The 17933-nt window shown below is 63.1% G+C and carries 16 protein-coding genes; 5 read left to right on the forward strand and 11 right to left on the reverse strand.

Going from position 1 to position 17933, the window contains the following annotated elements; all coding sequences use genetic code 11:
• Positions 1 to 31: 31 nt before the first annotated feature.
• Positions 32 to 502 carry a hypothetical protein gene (locus ACQKKX_RS01105; protein ID WP_427569313.1) on the forward strand — a complete coding sequence of 157 codons (471 nt, stop codon included), beginning with the start codon at positions 32 to 34 and terminating at the stop codon, positions 500 to 502.
• Here ACQKKX_RS01105 and ACQKKX_RS01110 read toward each other — a convergent pair.
• Together ACQKKX_RS01110 and ACQKKX_RS01115 are read right to left on the reverse strand one after the other, a co-directional pair.
• Positions 486 to 1742: an SGNH/GDSL hydrolase family protein gene (locus ACQKKX_RS01110; RefSeq protein WP_427567994.1), complete on the reverse strand. Its 1257-nt coding sequence runs from the start codon at positions 1740 to 1742 to the stop codon at positions 486 to 488. The genes ACQKKX_RS01105 and ACQKKX_RS01110 overlap by 17 nt on opposite strands.
• Before the next feature lie 83 nt (positions 1743 to 1825).
• Positions 1826 to 3040 (reverse strand): lytic murein transglycosylase, encoded by a 1215-nt coding sequence (locus ACQKKX_RS01115; protein WP_427569314.1) that lies wholly within the window; start codon positions 3038 to 3040, stop codon positions 1826 to 1828.
• A 209-nt stretch (positions 3041 to 3249) separates the two neighbouring features.
• On the opposite strand from ACQKKX_RS01115, the gene galU reads away from it, so the two are divergent.
• On the forward strand, positions 3250 to 4134 hold the full coding sequence (gene galU, locus ACQKKX_RS01120) for a UTP--glucose-1-phosphate uridylyltransferase GalU (protein ID WP_427567996.1): 885 nt from the start codon (positions 3250 to 3252) through the stop codon (positions 4132 to 4134).
• Positions 4135 to 4201: 67 nt separating this feature from the next.
• Here galU and ACQKKX_RS01125 read toward each other — a convergent pair whose 3' ends face one another.
• Positions 4202 to 5761 (reverse strand): outer membrane beta-barrel protein, encoded by a 1560-nt coding sequence (locus ACQKKX_RS01125; protein ID WP_427567998.1) that lies wholly within the window; start codon positions 5759 to 5761, stop codon positions 4202 to 4204.
• 632 nt (positions 5762 to 6393) lie between these two features.
• On the opposite strand from ACQKKX_RS01125, the gene ACQKKX_RS01130 reads away from it, so the two are divergent.
• Positions 6394 to 7368, forward strand: coding sequence for a KpsF/GutQ family sugar-phosphate isomerase (locus ACQKKX_RS01130; protein ID WP_427569315.1), 975 nt, complete (start codon positions 6394 to 6396; stop codon positions 7366 to 7368).
• Between the two features lie 69 nt (positions 7369 to 7437).
• On the opposite strand, the gene ACQKKX_RS01135 is transcribed toward ACQKKX_RS01130, so the two are convergent.
• The 3 genes from ACQKKX_RS01135 to ACQKKX_RS01145 all read right to left on the reverse strand — a co-directional run bounded on the left by ACQKKX_RS01135 (position 7438) and on the right by ACQKKX_RS01145 (position 9394).
• Complete coding sequence (locus ACQKKX_RS01135) at positions 7438 to 7896, reverse strand: NfeD family protein (protein ID WP_427568000.1); 459 nt, start codon at positions 7894 to 7896, stop codon at positions 7438 to 7440.
• A 5-nt stretch (positions 7897 to 7901) separates the two neighbouring features.
• Positions 7902 to 8924: an SPFH domain-containing protein gene (locus tag ACQKKX_RS01140; protein ID WP_427568001.1), complete on the reverse strand. Its 1023-nt coding sequence runs from the start codon at positions 8922 to 8924 to the stop codon at positions 7902 to 7904.
• Positions 8925 to 9022: 98 nt separating this feature from the next.
• Positions 9023 to 9394, reverse strand: a complete 372-nt coding sequence (locus ACQKKX_RS01145; protein WP_427568003.1) for a helix-turn-helix domain-containing protein — start codon at positions 9392 to 9394, stop codon at positions 9023 to 9025.
• Positions 9395 to 9600: 206 nt separating this feature from the next.
• Between ACQKKX_RS01145 and queC the strand changes: the two genes are divergently transcribed.
• Both queC and ACQKKX_RS01155 read left to right on the forward strand, forming a co-directional pair.
• On the forward strand, positions 9601 to 10287 hold the full coding sequence (gene queC, locus ACQKKX_RS01150; protein ID WP_427568005.1) for a 7-cyano-7-deazaguanine synthase QueC: 687 nt from the start codon (positions 9601 to 9603) through the stop codon (positions 10285 to 10287).
• A gap of 275 nt (positions 10288 to 10562) precedes the next feature.
• Entirely contained in the window at positions 10563 to 12125 is a 1563-nt protein-coding gene (locus ACQKKX_RS01155) for an FAD-dependent monooxygenase (RefSeq protein ID WP_427568007.1), read from the forward strand.
• On the opposite strand, the gene ACQKKX_RS01160 is transcribed toward ACQKKX_RS01155, so the two are convergent.
• The 5 genes from ACQKKX_RS01160 to omp10 form a co-directional block, all read right to left on the reverse strand.
• Positions 12113 to 12802: an SDR family oxidoreductase gene (locus tag ACQKKX_RS01160; protein ID WP_427568009.1), complete on the reverse strand. Its 690-nt coding sequence runs from the start codon at positions 12800 to 12802 to the stop codon at positions 12113 to 12115. The two genes, ACQKKX_RS01155 and ACQKKX_RS01160, sit on opposite strands and share 13 nt — an antisense overlap.
• Positions 12803 to 12821: 19 nt before the next feature.
• Positions 12822 to 13856, reverse strand: coding sequence for a ferrochelatase (gene hemH / locus ACQKKX_RS01165; protein WP_427568010.1), 1035 nt, complete (start codon positions 13854 to 13856; stop codon positions 12822 to 12824).
• Positions 13857 to 13995: 139 nt separating this feature from the next.
• Positions 13996 to 16002, reverse strand: a complete 2007-nt coding sequence (locus ACQKKX_RS01170; RefSeq protein ID WP_427568012.1) for a 5'-nucleotidase C-terminal domain-containing protein — start codon at positions 16000 to 16002, stop codon at positions 13996 to 13998.
• Positions 16003 to 16176: 174 nt separating this feature from the next.
• Complete coding sequence (locus tag ACQKKX_RS01175) at positions 16177 to 17340, reverse strand: hypothetical protein (RefSeq protein ID WP_427568014.1); 1164 nt, start codon at positions 17338 to 17340, stop codon at positions 16177 to 16179.
• Between the two features lie 204 nt (positions 17341 to 17544).
• Positions 17545 to 17913: an outer membrane lipoprotein Omp10 gene (gene omp10 / locus ACQKKX_RS01180; protein ID WP_427568016.1), complete on the reverse strand. Its 369-nt coding sequence runs from the start codon at positions 17911 to 17913 to the stop codon at positions 17545 to 17547.
• Between the last annotated feature and the right edge of the window lie 20 nt (positions 17914 to 17933).

A 17933-nucleotide genomic window follows, 5' to 3' on the forward strand; every position in this document is an offset into this window, starting at 1 on the left:
GGAAAAGCGGAATCAACGCACCTTCCTAGCCATGTACATCCTCACGCACGGCATCAAGAAAAACCCGGAAAAGCGATGGGCCCTGCCCGATCGCATTTTCTTCGGGCATGGCGCCTGCGCATTGTTGGCTGGCACTTTTCTGCGTTTACCTCCGCTACTCGGCTTTCATGCGGAGCGCATTATTCCTGCAGATGATTTTGCCGGTGGCCATGCCTATGTGACGGATGGCGTCATCGTCTTTGATTATCACGGATATTCGTTGCGCGAGCGGTTGCTGGCGCACCATGCCAAGGGCTGGTCGAAGAGATATCCGGGCTGGAGCTGTTCAATCGAAACCGTCGATTTCGATCTGCTCGACACAGCGGAACTGAACAGCCGCAAAATGCTGGGGCCGGATCAGTATCTGCATGACGTCATCCCGCGCGCGCAGGCCTTCATCGACAAGGTCGATCATCCAGCAGCTTCCGACAGAGCGCGCGCCCTGCTTACTGCGTCGTCTTGATGCGGTAATCGTCCACACGACCCACCGGGGCCTGCGGCAGCTCGCCGCGTGTGACCAGAAGATCGCGCGCGGATTGGCTGGTTGCCGGTGCCGGAGCGCCGGCGCCAAGGAGTTCCTGGCCACCGTCGAGATCCGGGTCGGAAAGCGCGATCGGCTGGGTCGATACGATGCCGGTATTGGGCGTTCCGGGAAGCACGGGGAGCGCCGGCAGGTTGCTGCCGTCGAGGTTGACCATGTCGGCCGCCGGCGCATCGCCAAGGTGGCGGCGGGCGACCTTTTCAACGTAGAAGGCAAGCTTGCGGCGTCCGGCTTCCGTCATGTTGATGCCGTCGGAACTGCGCAGGCGCACCTGCTGGCCGTTGACGTCCGAACCGGTTATGACGAACTTGCCCTCCTCATCCACGAACCCGTCCCAGATATCAACGAACTCGCCGCCGATTTCCTCCGTCTGGGTCCGGTAGATGGTGTTGAGCGTCACCGCGTCCGCCGTCATCGACGCCGACTGAAAGGCGGGCAGGCCGACCCATAGCAGCGGCAGGTCGTGGTCGCGAACGATCTGCCCGAACTCCTGCACGCGCTGCTTGTAGATCTCGAACCAGCGTTCGGTGCGGAATTTTTCACGCGCGTCATTGCTGTCGATCTGCTGGCGGTCATTGGCGCCGATCATCACGACGACGAGCGCCGGCTTTTCGTTGGCGATCAGCTGGGGCAGGCCCTGAGGCCAGTCGTAATGGTCCTGGCGCACCAGACCGGATGCCGTCTTGCCCTCGTCGACCACGACGACGCCCGGATTTTCGGCGAATGCCGCTTCCAGCCCGCCGGCAAGCCGCCCGGCCAGAAAGTCGCCGACGACGAGCACTTTCCTCGCATTGTCGAGCTTTTGGGCGGGTTCCGGTTTCGTGGGAACTGAGGTGACGGATGTTGCCGGCGCGGTGCGCACAGGCCGGCGCGGTGCGCCTGCTGTGGTAGGAGCAGGGGCGGGGGCGGCCCGCCGCTTGCGGCGCGGCTGCATGTCCATGACGGACGAATCGCGCCGGCTCCGATCGTTGAAGAACAGGTCCATCAGCGTGCGGCGACGCGGCTGCTCGTAGCGCCGCTCCTCCAGATAGTATCGTCTTTCCTGCGCCGCGGCAGGTTCGGCATGGATCGGCAGGGTGGCGATCAGCGCCATTGCCGCCAGCAGGAAGCGCGCGCCGCCGGTCTTCAGTCGGGTGCCGAGGGGGAGCCGTGCAGACGTCATGTCCCTGCTGTCCATCTCATTGCGGGCTGCGTCTGGATCGCAGCCCGTCTTTCCAGCGGTTGATGTTCCGATCGCGCCTTACCTCAGCGGATCGCCTTCAAGAGCGAATGCGACGGTTCGCCATCCTGCTGCATGCCGAGACGCTTCTGGATGGCGGCAATGGCGGCCTTCGAACCGGAGCCGAAATTGCCGTCGACTTCGCCGTCATAATAGCCGAGCTCCTTCATGCGCGACTGCAGCTCGAATTTCTCCGAGATGTCGAGCGTGCCTTCGGGGCGCGGCCAGCGCTGCTGCATGCCGCCGTAGCCGGCAATCTGGTCGGCAAGAAGGCCGACGGCGAGCGCGTAACTATCGGCGGCATTGTATTTCTTGATGGTGAAGAAGTTTTTCATCATCAGGAAGGCCGGACCGTTGCCCCCGGCCATCAGCTTGAGGGTCGCACGATCGCCGCCGCGCGGAAAACCCTTGCCGTTGGGGCGGGTAAAGCCGAGCGCGGCCCATTGGGCGATCGTCTTTGTCTGGCCTTCATATTTTGCCGCACCGGCGGGCAGGGCTGCCTCGTAACCCCAGGTCTTTCCCGAGACCCAGCCGTTCTTGGACAGAAGGTTGGCGGCGGTGGCCAGCGCATCGGGGATAGAATGCCAGATATCGCGCTTGCCGTTCCCATCGGCATCGACCGCGTAAAGAAGGTAGCTGGTGGGGATGAACTGCGTATGGCCCATGGCGCCGGCCCAGGAACCGGTCAGCTGCTTCGGCGTCACGTCACCCGCCTGGAGGATCTTGAGGGCGGCGATCAGCTGGGTACGACCGAACTTGGCGCGCTTGGGATCGGCCCAGGCGAGCGTTGCCAGCGCCTGCGGCACGTGATGCAGGCGTTCCGGGTTTTCGAGCGCCGCGCCGTAATTGGACTCCATCGACCAGATGGCCAGGATGATGTTCTGGTCGACGCCGGACTGCCGCTCGATGGCGTTGAGGAGACGCGCATGGCGGGCCTTCATCTCGCGACCGATCTTGACGGTATAGGGGTTCACGCGGCTGTCCAGATAATCCCAGATCTGCGACTTGAACTCGGGCTGATACTGCGCCTTCTGCAGCACGTCCCGGTCAGGCGTGGTGATGCCTGCAAACGCCTTGTTATAGGTCGCGCGGGTAATGCCGCTCTGGGCCGCAGTGTCGTAGAAATTTGCGATCCAAGCCTTGAAACCTTGGTCTGCCTGAGCATCTATCGGAGTGGTCGCGAGCGTCATGCCGGCGATCATCGAGAGGGCGAGCGCTTGAAAGCGACGGGTGCGAAACATGGTCATCGACTGCGTATCCGTTGTTCTTCCAGTCAGGGTTTTCACCGGTGATGGCGGCCGGCCTGCGGTCAGTGTAGAACGTCAGAATAAACAAATTCTTTACCATGAGACCATTGATCTGTCATTGCCCCGAAAAGGTTGAAATATATCCCTAGAGGCCTTTGGCGGGCGACCGACAGACAAATAGATTGTGCTTTTAGGAGGCATGAGTGGGACACCAAAAGATTCGTAAGGCAGTATTTCCGGTGGCAGGCATGGGGACGCGCTTTTTGCCCGCGACCAAGGCCGTGCCGAAGGAAATGCTCACCGTCGTCGACAAGCCGGTCATCCAGTATGTGGTGGACGAGGCGATCGAAGCGGGCATCGAACATCTCGTGTTCGTCACCGGTCGCGGCAAAGGCGTAATCGAGGATTATTTCGACATCCAGTTCGAACTGGAAGCCCTCCTCAAGGAGCGCAACAAGAATGCCGAACTGACCATCCTGTCCGACCTCCTGCCGCAGGCCGGCATGGCGAGCTTCACCCGCCAGCAGGCGCCGCTCGGTCTCGGCCACGCCGTCTGGTGCGCGCGCGATATCGTCGGCAACGAGCCTTTCGCCGTGCTTTTGCCTGACATGATCATGTCGGCCGAGAAGGGCTGCCTCAAGGGCATGGTCGAGCTTTACGAAAAGACCGGCGGCAACATTCTCGCCGTCGAGGAGTGCGATCCGGAACAGGCTCACAAATACGGCATCGTCGGCGTCGGCGAGACGGTCGGCGAAGGCTTCAAGATCACCGAAATGGTCGAGAAGCCGGCCAAGGGTACGGCACCGTCGAACTTCTTCATCAATGGCCGCTACATCCTGCAGCCGGAAGTGTTCGATATTCTGGAAACCCAGGAGCGCGGCGCCGGCAACGAAATCCAGCTTACCGACGGCATGCTGACGCTGGCCAAGTCACAGGAATTCGCGGCCTACAAGTTTACCGGCGAGACCTATGACTGCGGCGCCAAGGATGGCTTCATCCTCGCCAACGTCGCCTTTGCGCTGAAGCGGGCCGATATTCGTCCGACCGTCGAAAACGGCCTGAAGGCGCTGGTGTCCAAGCTCGGCTGAGTTCTGGTGAATTGAATGAGAGAAGGCTTCGGGGTGATGCTCCGGGGCCTTTTTCGTGTCCGCAAGATCACCGCCGCAGCGTCAGGCCGGCACCGATCTGCACGGTCCTGGTCGGCGAAGTGCTGGCGTTTTCCTCGTGCTCGTAGGTCACGTCGCCTGTCAGGTCGAGATAGCGATTGATCCGGTAGGTGATGCCGGCGCCGAGTTCGTAGGTGCTTTCGTCGCGACCGGATGGGAAGTCGCGCAGCGTCGTGGCGCCGGTCAGCCGGGCGATCAGGTCGTTTCGCAACTGGTGCTGCACGGCCGTGGAGAAGCGGTATTCCGCCCAGCCATTCGCACCCGGAGCCGTTGCATCCTGCAAGGTGGTGCGCAGGCCGAAATCGATGTCCGTGCCGCGGCGTGGCGACCAGGTGGCGTTGCCGTCCAAGGCCAGCGCGCCGAGATCGCTCAGGCGGCCGTCATCATATCTGGCGACGACATAACCGACGCCCAGCTCGCCACGCAGCTTTTCGGAAAAGTCGAATTCGACGCCGGTGCGGGCGGCGTAATTGTTGGACGAGCGTCGATAACCGGAAGAATCGACGCGTTCGTCGTAGACGGCGCGGCCGGCGGCAAATTCGAGGAAGGGAATGATGGCCGGCGACAGTTCGTAGCCGATACGCAGGCGGCCGTCGAAACCGGTACGGTCACGGTCGGAGCGGCTGACGCGGGTTCCATCGGAAAGATCGACATCGCCATAGACCGAGCGCGCTACCGCAACCGCCGCCGTGCCGCGCAACACGCCGAAATCGCGCTCTACGGCCGCCCCGCCGCCGAAGCGCTGAACGGTCGACTGGGTGCTGGCGCCGGCCACCGCGTTGGGGTCGCTGTTGCTTTCGCGCTCCAGCGCGTAATTGCCCGTCAGGTTGGCGATCGTATCGTTGGAAAGGTCGAGCCGCAGGTCGGTGTCGATGCGGCCTTCCGGTTCGAAATCGGCGCTGTTGCTGGTGCGACCGGACAGCGTTTTCTCAAACGTGCCTTCACCCGTCACCGTCAGCGCGTGGCGCGACCAGTCGGAGGAGAGTGTGCCGCGGATGGCGGTGGACAGATAGTTGCGGCTGGCCCGGCCGTTCACCGTGCGCTCGGTTTCGTGGTTGACGCTCTGGTTGACGCTTGGCCGCAGGGTGAAGGTGCCGAGCCGGACGCCCATGCCGTCGTCGCTCCGGGTCAGCGGATTGTCGATGCCATCGCGATCCGGCTCTGGCGGGTTGAGCGGTCCCTCGACCGGCTGGTTAAGGTCGAGTTCTGCCAGTGGGGCGGCATCGTCAGGGCCGCGCGGATCTCCCGCTGCCTGCCCGTCCATGGGCTGGCGCGGATCGCCGAACCCGGCCGGCGCAGCATCGGGATCGGCATATGGGTCGCCGGCCGGATCAGCGGGATTTGCAGGCATTCCCGCGAGCGGCGTGATGCCGTTCGACGCGCCCAGCGCGCCGGTGGACGGGCTGCGTGCGGCGGCCGTCGTCCTGTAGGAGGTGCCGCTCGTCGCGGTCGCGGCGGAGGTCGGGCGAGTGCCGGATTGGCCGGAATAGGGGCTTTGCGCGCTCGGGGCGCCGGGCATCAGGAGCGTCGAGGCGAGAAGGACGAGCATTGTGCCGCGGACCGGTCGGTTGCGGCCGGGCATGCACGGGCGTGGCGCGGCGGTAGCACGCGAGGGACCGGCCGCGGATATCTCCGTCGCCGAAGCCGCCCGTCCAAGGGCCGCTGCCGATCGAGCCTGGTATCCTTTGCCGTTCATCGCGTCGCCTGAGGAGGGTCAATATTATCCAAGGGTAAATCAGCATGGTTAACGAAGCGTTGCGTTGCCGCCACCAGGAGTGTGAGGGCATGACCGGTGCGCGGTGACGGATGCGTTCGCAATGGAATTGGGGGCGATGGGCGTCGCGGAACTGTAAGCACCGGCAGAGCGGGTGAGCAGTCTTGGTCGATGTTGGAGACTGGCGGACCGAAAAAACCGGCGGACTGGCAGACTTGCTAACTGGTAGACCGGCACGCTGGCAGAGGCCAAGCGGTCGAGGATGCAGGCTAAGAGGGAAGGCCGCAGGCCCCCCGAATTGCGACGCGCCGCCGCAACAGCCTCGGGACAAGGGCACTCCAGCTGCCTTGCAGGCCGCGGCGACGAGGCACGACATGACGTTCGGTGCGAGCCGGCCGGCGTCCCCGATGGACTCCGGGCCGCAACCGCGATACATGCTCGCCATGACCCAGAACCCATCCGCGACCATGCCCGAAACCGATGTCATCCAGTCCGCGCTACGAACCGTCGCGTTCGAAAAACAGGGGCTGGATGCCCTTGAAGCGGCCCTCAGTGATGGACTGGCCGAGCCGTTTCGCCGGGCGATCGATCTGATCCTCGCCACGACGGGGCGCGTCATCGTCACCGGCGTCGGCAAAAGCGGTCATATCGGTGTGAAACTGGCGGCAAGCCTGTCGTCGACCGGAACGCCCACCTCCTTCGTTCACGCCGCCGAAGCCGCCCATGGCGATCTCGGCATGATCGCCCAGAACGATGCGGTTTTGGCAATTTCCAAGGGCGGCGAAAGCGCCGAGCTGAAAAGCATCGTCGCCTATACGCGGCGTTTCTCCATTCCGCTCATCGCCATGACATGCAACGCGGCGTCGTCGCTCGGACGCGAGGCGGACGTGGTGCTGCTTCTGCCGGATGCGACGGAGGCCTGTCCGCATGGTCTGGCGCCAACGACTTCCACACTCTTGCAGATGGCGCTCGGTGACGCGCTCGCGGTGGCGCTTCTGGAGGCACGCGGCTTCACGCCGATGGATTTTCGCGTCTTTCACCCCGGCGGCAAGCTGGGCGCGAGCCTTACCCATGTGCGCGACATCATGCATACAGGCGACCGCGTTCCGTTGGTTGCGAAGGGGACACCGCTGGCGCAGGCCATCACCGTCCTGTCGCACAAGCATTTCGGCTGCGTCGGCGTGCTGGATGAGGAAGGGCGGCTGTGCGGCCTCGTGACCGAGGGCGACATAGCGCGCAACCTGTCGCGCAACTTGGCGGAACTGTGCGTCGACGACATTATGACCCGCCAGCCGAAGACGATCAAACCGTCGGTTCTGGCCACTGCGGCGCTGGCACAGCTCAACCAGTACAAGATCGGCGCGCTGATCGTCATCGACGAGGACAACCGGCCGCTCGGCCTCATCCATTTCCACGATCTGCTGCGGATCGGCGTCGCCTGACATTGACCGGCATTGTCGGTGGCTGGGCCGGTGGCTGGGCCGGTGAGTGGGCCGGTCTTTTGGCCGATATCAGGCCGGCTCGACGGTAAGATCGCGTCCGCTCGACGCGACGACTTTCACGCGCGCGCCTGCCGGCAGGTCGGGGCCCATGATCGACCATGTCGTATCGTCGAGCCGAATGCGACCCCGCCCTTCAAGGATCGGTTCGGCAAGCGTGGCGGTACGGCCGACAAGGCTTTCACCGCGCCGGTTGAGCCAGGGTTCGTCGGTCTTGCTGCCCTGGCCGCTGTAGAAACGCCGGCCGGCGAGCGCGAATGCGATGGAGAGCACGGCAAACAGCAGAAGCTGTACCTGCCAGCCCCAGAAAGCCGTACCCCAAAGCGCCAGCGACAGCGCGCCAATCACCACGGCGGCAGCCCCGACCCAGATCAGGAAGAAACCCGGAACGACCAGTTCGAGCGCGAGCAGGACCAGGCCTACGATCCACCAGCTCCACGGGCCGCCACTGTTCCAGAGTTCGATCACCATGGTTTTCAGCTTTCGCTAGAGCCGAACGGCGGAACCGTCGGCGGGCGGCGGATGGTCGGCTGACGGGGCTGCGTTGCACGGGACGGGGCGGCTGGGCCATCGCCGTCGCCGCCAAAGACCTCCCTGGCAATCGCCCCGATACCGCTCAGCGAACCGATCAGAGACGATGCCTCGAGCGGCATCAGCACGATCTTGGAATTGCCGGCCTTGCCGATCTCGACCAGCGCCTCGGTATATTTCTGCGCCACGAAATAGTTGATGGCCTGCACGTCGCCGGCGGCGATGGCTTCCGATACGACCTGGGTTGCGCGGGCTTCGGCTTCTGCCAGGCGTTCTCGCGCCTCGGCATCGCGGAAGGCGGCTTCGCGTTCGCCCTCGGCCTGCAGGACGGCTGCCTGCTTGGCGCCTTCGGCGCGCAGGATCTGGGCGTTACGCGCGCCTTCGGCCTCAAGGATCTGGGCGCGTTTCTCACGCTCCGCCTTCATCTGGCGGCCCATCGAGGCAACGAGGTCGGCCGGCGGCTGGATGTCCTTGATTTCGATACGGGTGACCTTGATGCCCCAGGGTTGGACGGCTTCGTCAACGACGCGCAGAAGACGGTCATTGATGATGTCGCGGTTGGACAGAAGTTCGTCGAGATCCATCGATCCCATGACCGAGCGGATATTGGTCATGGTGAGGTTCTGCACGGCGACTTCCAGATTGGTGACCTGATAGGCCGCCTGGGCGGGATTGAGCACCTGGTAGAAGGCGACGGCATCGGCGGAGACGCTTGCATTGTCCTTGGTGATGACTTCCTGCGTCGGGATGTGCAGAACCTGTTCCATGACATTCATGCGCGCCCCGATACGCTCGATAAAGGGGGTCAGGATATTGAGGCCTGGCTGCAAGGTGCGCGTGTATTTGCCGAACCGTTCGACCGTATAGCAATAGCCCTGCGGCACCGTCTTGACGAGTGCGAACAGCAGCAGGATCGCCAGAATGACGATGCCGATGACGAAAATGTCGAACCCGGTGAGGTTCAGCATGGGGCCCCCTTATGGTCAGATGGATCGGCAACGATCCTATGCAAGCGCGCCGGAGGAGACAAGCACAAGCAGGGCGCAGGGGAGATTCCGCTTGATGTTCACCGACTTCGCTGCCGGTTCGCGGGAATTTCCCGGATCAGGCGGGTCAGCATAGGCAGGATATGCGGCGGGCGTTCGCGCAGGTGTTCGATCAGCTCCCGTTCCATGCCGCTCAGTCGCGCGCCGCTCGCATCGATCTCCTTGGGCGCTCCTGACAAGAGCCAGTCAAGAGAAATGCCCAGAAGATCCGAGAGCCGTTGTGCATTGTCGATCGACATGGCATGGCCATGCATCCATTTCGAGACCGCAGCCGGCGAGATATCGAGATCGGCGGCCAGCGCCATGATCTTTTGCGGCCCGCGGGCGCCGACGGCCTGTCTGAGACGGTCGCCCCGTGCGCGGTCTATCTTCTGGAACGGACGCCCTGCCAATGAATCGCCTCCTGCGGGTCTTTCTTATTCATATCGTCCAGTGGTTGTGTTAATCAATCGCATTTTTGTGTAAATTGCAATCCGATGTCTGACGATATGCGATTATCGCAATACTTGGGAAATAGGTTTTCCGGCCGGGATGAAAGAGTTAAATAGGCGCCGCAATGCCGGTCGCAGCCTACCCGGTCAAAACAAGGAACCTTCCCATGAAGACATTGGTCGTCTGCTCCGGCGGACTCGATTCCGTTTCGCTTGCCCATCGCATCGCCGCCAGGGGCGATCTCATGGGCCTGATTTCCTTCGATTACGGTCAGCGCCATCGCAAGGAAATCGAGTATGCGGCAGCCTGTGCGAAGCGGCTCGGCGTGTTCCATCAGATCATCGACATGCGCATGATCGGCAGCCAGCTGACCGGTTCGGCCTTGACGGACGATCTCGACGTTCCCGACGGCCACTATGCCGAGGAGACGATGCGCGTGACGGTGGTGCCGAACCGCAATGCCATCATGCTCACGGTCGCTTTCGGCGTGGCAGCGGCGCGGCAGGCGGATGCGGTGGCAATCGCCGTGCATGGCGGCGATCACTTCATCTATCCCGATTGCCGGCCTGACTTCATCGAAAGTTTCGCCGCGATGCAGCGGCATGCCTTGGAGGGATACGCCTCCGTTCAGCTGCTTGCGCCCTATGTGAACGGCTCCAAGGCCGATATCGTCAGCGACGGCGCAAGGCATGAGACGCCTTTCGCCGAGACCTGGTCCTGCTACAAGGGCGGCGACAGGCATTGCGGCCGATGCGGCACCTGTGTCGAGCGGCGCGAGGCTTTTCACCTGGCTGGTGTCGACGATCCGACCGACTATGCGGATGCGGATTTCTGGAAGGTCGCAACCGCATGACCGGCAATCGGAGACCTGCGCCAACGTGCGCCTGACGTGTTGGCACTGACCGTAATGACGTAGATCGCCTTGACCTTGGCGCCCTGGCACTAACGCCCCTGGCAAGAACTGTCTGGCATCCGTGCATTCGCCGGCCTGGTTCCGCCACCCTGTCGCCGTTCCCGACCTTCGCCGCGATGGTTCTCATGCGGTGTGACAAGTCCCGCGTGCGATCTTCCCGCTTTGCCTTTCGCGCGGTTGCGTTAGATTGCTAACGATATGGGGAGGAGGAACGCATGGACAGAAGCGTGTTGATCGTGGGGGCGGGACCGACCGGGCTGGTTCTTGCCCTGTGGCTGGCCAGAATGGGCGTGGCGGTACGCATCGTGTCCAGCGCCGCCGGGCCGGGTTCGGCCTCGCGCGCGCTGGCCGTTCATGCGCGTACGCTCGAACTCTATGACCAGCTCGGCCTTGCCGAGGCGGTGATCGCAAAAGGCCATCGCGTCGATGGCGTCAATCTGTGGGTGGGCGGCAGCCGCAAGGCACGTGCCGGCTTCGGCGATATCGGTAAAGATCTCACCCCGTATCCTTTCCTGCATATCTATCCGCAAAACCAGCATGAGGAGCTGCTGATCGCGCGGCTGGAGGCCGAAGGCGTGCGCATCGAATGGAACACCACGTTCATCGAGCACAAGGAGACCGCGGAGGGCATTTCCGCCCGGCTGGTGCTTGCGGATGGAGGCGAGGTTCTCTGCGATGCGGCCTTTCTTGCCGGCTGCGACGGTGCGAGCTCTTCAGTGCGCAAGAGCCTCGGGATCGGCTTTCCGGGCGACACCTACCAGCAGACCTTCTATGTCGCCGATGTCGAGGCCTCCGGCCCGCCGATGAATGGCGAACTCAACATCGCGCTCGACCAGGCCGAATTCCTCGCCGTCTTTCCGCTCGACGAGGGGCGCCGTGCGCGGCTGATCGGAACGGTGGAAGAGGAGGCGACGCGGGTCGGCACCCGGCATTTCGAGGCGCTGAAGGACCGGGCCGTCAGCGATCTCGCCATCGAGGTGACGGCGATCAACTGGTTTTCGACCTACCGGGTCCATCACCGGGTCGCCGACCGGTTCCGCGAGGGCCGCACCTTTCTTCTGGGCGACGCAGCGCATATTCACAGCCCGGCCGGCGGGCAGGGCATGAATACCGGGATCGGCGATGCCATCAATCTGGCATGGAAGCTCAAGGCCGTGCTCGATGGCGGCGTGCACGATGCCGCTGCCGCCAATCGCCTGCTCAACACGTTCGAGGAGGAACGTCTTGCCTTCGCCCGCAGTCTGGTGCGCACCACCGATCAGGCGTTCTCGCTCGCCACGGCCGATGGCGGGCTGGCGCAATTCGTGCGCAAGCGACTGGTGCCGCTGTTGATGCCGATGGCGGTGCAGATCGAGCCCTTGCGCGAATTCGTGTTTCGCACCCTGTCGCAGCTGATGATCCACTATCGCGGCGACTATCTGAGCCGCGGCGAAGCGGGAGACGTCCATGGCGGCGACCGGCTGCCATGGTTCGACCTTGGCGATGGCCGTTCCAACCATGACGGTTTTCGCGACCTCTGCTGGCAGGTGCATGTCTATGGTTATGCCGGCAGCGATGTCGAGGAGTGGTGCCGTGAAAGCGGTCTGCCGCTGCACGTGTTTCCGTGGCAGTCAGCCTTCGAGGAGGCGGGGATCGGCCGCGATGCCGCCTATCTCATCCGGCCGGACAGCTATGTGGCGAGTGCCGCCCATGCGGCCCTGCCAGAGGCGCTCGAGCGTTATTTCTCCGATCACGGCATCACTTTGCCGGCAAAGGCCGTGCAAGCCTATTCGGCGTAGATCATCTTGCGGGTCATGCCGCCATCGACGGTCAGGACCTGACCGGTGACGAAGCCGGCGCTTTCGAGATATAGCACGGCATCGGCAATATCCTTGGATCGGCCGACGCGTCCGGCCGGATGCTGCGCCTCGTCCTCCTGGCTGAGTTCCGTCTCACCGCTGATCCAGCCCGGTGCGATGGCGTTGACGCGGATTTTTGGCCCGAGGCTTACGGCGAGCGCATGGGTGAGCGCCACCAGTCCGCCCTTGGAGGCCGCATAGGCCTCGGAATTGGGCTCCGACATGAAGGCACGGGTTGACGCCATGTTGACGATCGAGCCGCCCTCGCGCATCAGCGGCGCGACCGTGCGCGTCATCAGGAAGGCCCCGGTCAGGTGGCTGTCGATGACGCGGCGCCAGTCGCCGAGCGAGAGATCGAGAAGGGGCGTGCCGAGCGCACCGCCGGTGGCACCGGCATTGTTGACGAGAAGATCGACCCGGTCCCAGCCGAGTTCGGCCACCGCGATTTCCACCGAGGCTTCATCGGAGACATCGCACTGGATCGACCGCACGCCTTCGCCGGGATGCGGCTTTTCAACGAGATCGAACGAAGCGACCTCGAAGCCCCGCAGGACGAGTGCCTCGCAGATACCCGTACCGATCAACCCTGCGCCGCCGGTAACAATGGCCTTTTTCATGCGGTTCTCCGTTTTGCGGTTACACCCAGCCCTGCAACTCGCGTCGCACCACCGTCTCCAGCACGTTCATGCCGTCGACGCTGTCATTGAGGCAGGGAATGTGGACGAATTTCTCGCCGCCGTGATGCATGAAGATCTCGCCCGCCTCGCCGGCGATTTCCTCAAGCGTTTCGAGGCAATCCGAGACGAAGCCGGGGTTCATGATGGCGACGCGCTTGATGCCTTCGGCGGCGAGCCCTTCCATCGTCTTGTCGGTATAGGGCTGCAGCCATTCTTCCGGACCGAAACGCGACTGGAAGGTGACACGCAGCTGGTCTTCGCGATAGCCGAGCGCCTCGCGAAGCAGCCGCGCCGTCTTCTGACAGAAACAGTAATAGGGATCGCCCGCCCGGAAATAGGATTGCGGGATGCCATGGAAGGACGTGATCAGCAGTTGCGGTTCCCAGTCGAGTGTCGCCAGCGTATTGCGCACGGAATTGGCCAGCGCCTCGATATAGGCCGGATCGTCGTGATAGGTCGGCACGGTGCGAACGGCCGGCTGCCAGCGCATCTTCATCAGGTGCTCGAAAGCCTTGTCGTTGACGGTGGCGGTGGTAGCTGCCGCATATTGCGGATAAAGCGGGAAGAGCACGATGCGATCGCAGCCCTGCGCCTTCAAGGCATCGATCTTCAAGGCGATCGACGGATTGCCGTAGCGCATCGCCCAGTCGACCACGACGTTGGGCAGGTCCGTCAGCCGCGAGGCCATCAGCTCCCCCTGGTTGCGGGTGTAGGTGCGCAGGTAGCTTTCGTCGAGATCCTTGTTCCAGATCTCCTCATAAGCCTTGCCCACCTTCTGCGGACGCTTGTTCAGCACGATGCCGTAAAGGATCGGGTACCAGTAGAGTTTCGACCATTCGATGACACGGCTGTCGGACAGGAATTCCGCCAGATAGCGTCGCATCGACCAGTAGTCGGTGCCGTCGGGCGTGCCGAGATTGACGAGCAGGACGCCCACCTTGCCATAGGAGATTTTCGGGTGGTCGGCAGGCGTGACGGCGGAAGGAACGATCATTCGGGTATCCGGGTAAGAGGACGGGATCTGCGCCCATGGCTGGCCGCCGACCGATGCGCCTTATGTAGAAACAAACAACGGCCCGGGAAAGACCCGGGCCGTTGTTTAGCGTAGGACAAATTGTCTTGAGCGAGCCCGCTTACTTTGCGGGCAAGTCCAGCTCCTTGCCGACCTGGATCAGGTTCGGGTTGCGCAACTGGTTGGTCCGGGAAATTTCGCTCCAGCGTGTGCCGTCGCCATAGGCGCTTTCGGCGATCGTCCACAGCGAATCGCCCTTGACCACCGTGTATTTGCTCGGGCCGGAGGCCGGCTGCGCGGTCTGGCCGGGGGCTTCGACGGCGGCCGGTGCAGTGGTCGTTGCGTCAGGTGCAGGCGTTGCCGGAGCAGGCGCGGCGGGTGCCGTTTCAGCAGGGGCGGGAGCAGGGCTCGCCGGTGCCTGCGCCGTGGTTGTCGGAGCAGGGGCGGGAGCGGATGCGCTCGGGGCGGCCGGGGCGGCGGGTTTTGCCGCGTCGGCCTTCGGTGTCGGCTTGTAGTCGGCCGGCGTCAGGTCGGTAATGCGGCCGTCCGTGTAGGGCTTGTAGGGGGCGTTGGCGCCGACATAGGCGGCGGTAACGTCGGCAAGGTCCGGACCGTAGTCATAGGCGTTCTGGGCGCCGGTCTTGAACGACGCGTAACCGTCACCGCCGGCGCGCATGAAATTGTTGGAAACGACGCCATAGGTCTTGGCCGGATCGATGGCCACGAAGTTGTCGCCTTCCTTCACCTGCACGTCGCTGACCCTGGAGCCGGCCGGCTTGGCCTTGTCGAAGGAGAATTTGAGACCCGCGACCTGCGGGAAGCGACCGGCGCCGTCATCGATCTGGCTCACGCCGTTTTCGAGTGCCTTGACGATGTCCGCGCCGGAAAGCTGGAAGGTGGCGAGCGTGTTCTGGAACGGCAGCACGCTGATGACATCGCCCTGGGTGACGTCACCGGCCGAGATCGAAGCGCGCAGACCGCCGCCATTGATGATGGCGATGGTCATGCCCTGGCCCTTGCCGGCCTCGAGCATGGCGTCAGCGACGAGGTTGCCCATCGAGCATTCCCTGGCGCGGCAAACCGTGCGGTCGCCTTCGATCTTGTCGGAAGACTGACCGATCACCTTCTTGCGCAGTTCATCGATCGGCTTGGCCAGTTCGGTGACCATGGCGGCGACCGTCTGGTCAGGTTCGAACGCCTTGTCGACGAGGATCGGGTCGCCCTTGGCGGACTTCACGACACCGTTGTCATCGAAGACAATGCTGACTTCGCCGAGATATTTGCTGTAGGAGGCGGCAGAGAGCACCGGCACCTTGTAGCCGCCGGCATTGTCGACGAAGGTCGGGTAGGGGCCTTCGGCCTTGGCATCGGTGTTGGACAGAAGCGTGTGCGAATGGCCGCCGACAATAACGTCGATATCGGCGATCTTGGCAAGAACGTCCATGTCGCGCTTGTAACCGACATGGGTGAGCGCGATGATCTTGTTGACGCCGTCGGCCTTCAGCTTGGCAATTTCGGCCTCGATGGCGGCGACATCGTCGTCGATCTTCACGTTCACGCCGGGATTGGCGATCTCGTTGGTATCGGTGGTGACGACGCCGATGATGCCGATCTTCTGGCCGCCAACCTCGACAACGGTCGAAGGCTTGACGCGGTCGCCGAGCGTGGATGGCGCCGTGACCTTGACGTTGGCGCCCAGCACCGGGAATTTCGCACCTTCAAGGAAGGGCAGGATGGCGGTTTCGCCATCGTCGAATTCATGGTTGCCGACCGTCATGGCATCGAAGCCGATGGCGTTCATCACTTCCAGTTCGGCCTTGCCCTTGAGGGTCGAATAAAACAGCGAGCCCTGGAAATTGTCGCCGGCATTGAGCGAGAGCACGTTCTTGCCCGACAGGGCTGAACGGCGCTGCTCGAATGCGGTCTTCAGGCGGGCGGCGCCGCCGAAGCATTCCTGCGCTGCCTTTTCCTTGTCCGAGCACGTGCTGTCGTTCTTGTTGATCTCTTCCACGCGTGAGTGGAAATCGTTGATATGCAGGATGTTGAGTTCGAAATCAGCAAAGGCTGCACCGCTGGAAAGGGCCATGACCGATGCGGTCAGCAGGCCGAATTTCAATCTCTTCAACATATCTCTCTCCATTATCAATAGGCCTTATCGAGGCCTGTTCCACCCTGTTCTAGTTCTCAAATATGACAGGTTTTCCGGGCCTCATGCTTTCATCAACAGCGGGGTCATTCAAGGGGAAATGTGACAGCCAGGTGCGATGCTTAAGGTGCACCGGGCAGCGAAGCCGGCCGCCTGTCATGGCGTGTCGGAAACCGTCGATCGAAGCGGGATCGCGGGCTCGGCCTGAGGCCCGTCGCTTCCATAGTCTCGGTTGACCGCGTGCTGGATCAGAGCCATCGCGACCGGAGGCAGAAGCAGGCACCATGTCGCCAGCCAGCCGATCGACAGCAACCGGGGCCGGCCTTTCTCCCTTGCACGGTCGTTGAGCAGCTCACCCAGCGTCATCAGGAGGACGGGCAGACCAAGCGGCACGAAAAGGGCGACGAGGAGCGCGGCAAGAGGCGACACCAGCCGCTGCGAGGCCTGCGCGCCCGCCAGTTCGCCATGGATGCGATAGACCCAGTAGAGGAGATAGATGAGGGCGCCGAACGTGATGATCACGAGCGCCAGCGACAGGAACAGGACGACCGGCGAGGGACCGTCGGCAAAGATATGCGCCCGGAAAAAATCAGTCCCGATGGCTGCCACCATCCACAGGACCGGCGCCGAGAGCAGGACGCATGCGAGCAGCATTGGGGATCGTTGTCTCGGGCTGAGCGGATGATGACGCGGACGGGGGACGTCTTCGAAAGCAAGCCGTTTTGCCGGTGCGATCGCGAGGATCGCCATGACCATGCAGATGAAGACGGCGGCCACAACGGTCGTCACTCCCTGATCGTCATAGAGAAGGGACACGAGGATGGGGCCGAGAAACGATAGAAGGACCGCGCCGGACAGCAGCGCCATGGCGCATGCAAAATCAATCCTGCCCGGACGGCCGCCGACAAGAAAGACCGCCGTGGCCAGCGGAAACAGGGCCTGCACCGTGCCGATCGAAAGCCCGAGCAGAAACAGGAAGGGAGCCGTCTGCGAAAGCGGCTGCAGAAACGCAAAGGCTGCGAGAAGGATTGCGCAGACCGCCAGGGGCACGATCAGTGCGGCCCTGCCCGAGCGGCCGGCAACGACAAAGGCGATGAATGCCGCGCCGATCCATCCGACGCCAGTGCCGGAATAATAGAGGCTCGTGCTGGCAACGCTGAGCCCGGCCATGGACGATATTGCGGGAATGACGGCGCCGAAACCCTGCGCGCCGACCGACACGAACAGCCATGCCGCAAACAACGCCCAGTAACGGTATGTGCCGAGAAAATCGGCCAGCGTCCATTGGACCGGGCCGGGCGCGTTGTGAAATGTTTCCATGGCTTCGGCAGGTCCTCGTTTCGATGACGACGCAATATCGCGAGCAAAGGAGGAATGGCAATGTGGAGGCCAGCCGATTCCGGTGCCCGGCATGCTTTTGGGTATTTTCCGGCCCCGGCGCAAAGGTTGGTCGGCCACGAAAAAAACCGGCGGCGACAGGCATGTCGCGGCCGGTTTCGATGGCGATCTGCGTCGGCGGAGCGGTTAGCTGCGGCGCGAGAGCGAGAACTGCGAACCGCTGTCGGCGGTGCAGTTCAGCTGGTTCATGTTGACCAGTGCACAGTTGACCTTGGACTGCGTCTTGCGCACCAGCGAGGTCATGTTGATCTCGACCAGTGTCGGCGACAGGTTGACGTAATTGCCCGATGCGAGAAGCGCGTTGTTGTCGGTCGAGCGTGTGTTGAACGTGCCGCCCTGGAAGGTGGAGATGATGCCGTTCGGATCCGACCACGTGCCTTCGACGCCCTGCGGCTGGGCCGGGGCGGCAGACGCCATCTGGCGCGGCGGGGGAGAGGACACGCAGGCGCTCAGGCACGCGGTGGCGACCAGCGCCAGACTCAATTTCAGCTTCATACTATCAATCTCCGCAAGTC

It is taken from the genome of Neorhizobium sp. NPDC001467, assembly GCF_050275975.1.
Lineage (GTDB): Bacteria > Pseudomonadota > Alphaproteobacteria > Rhizobiales > Rhizobiaceae > Neorhizobium.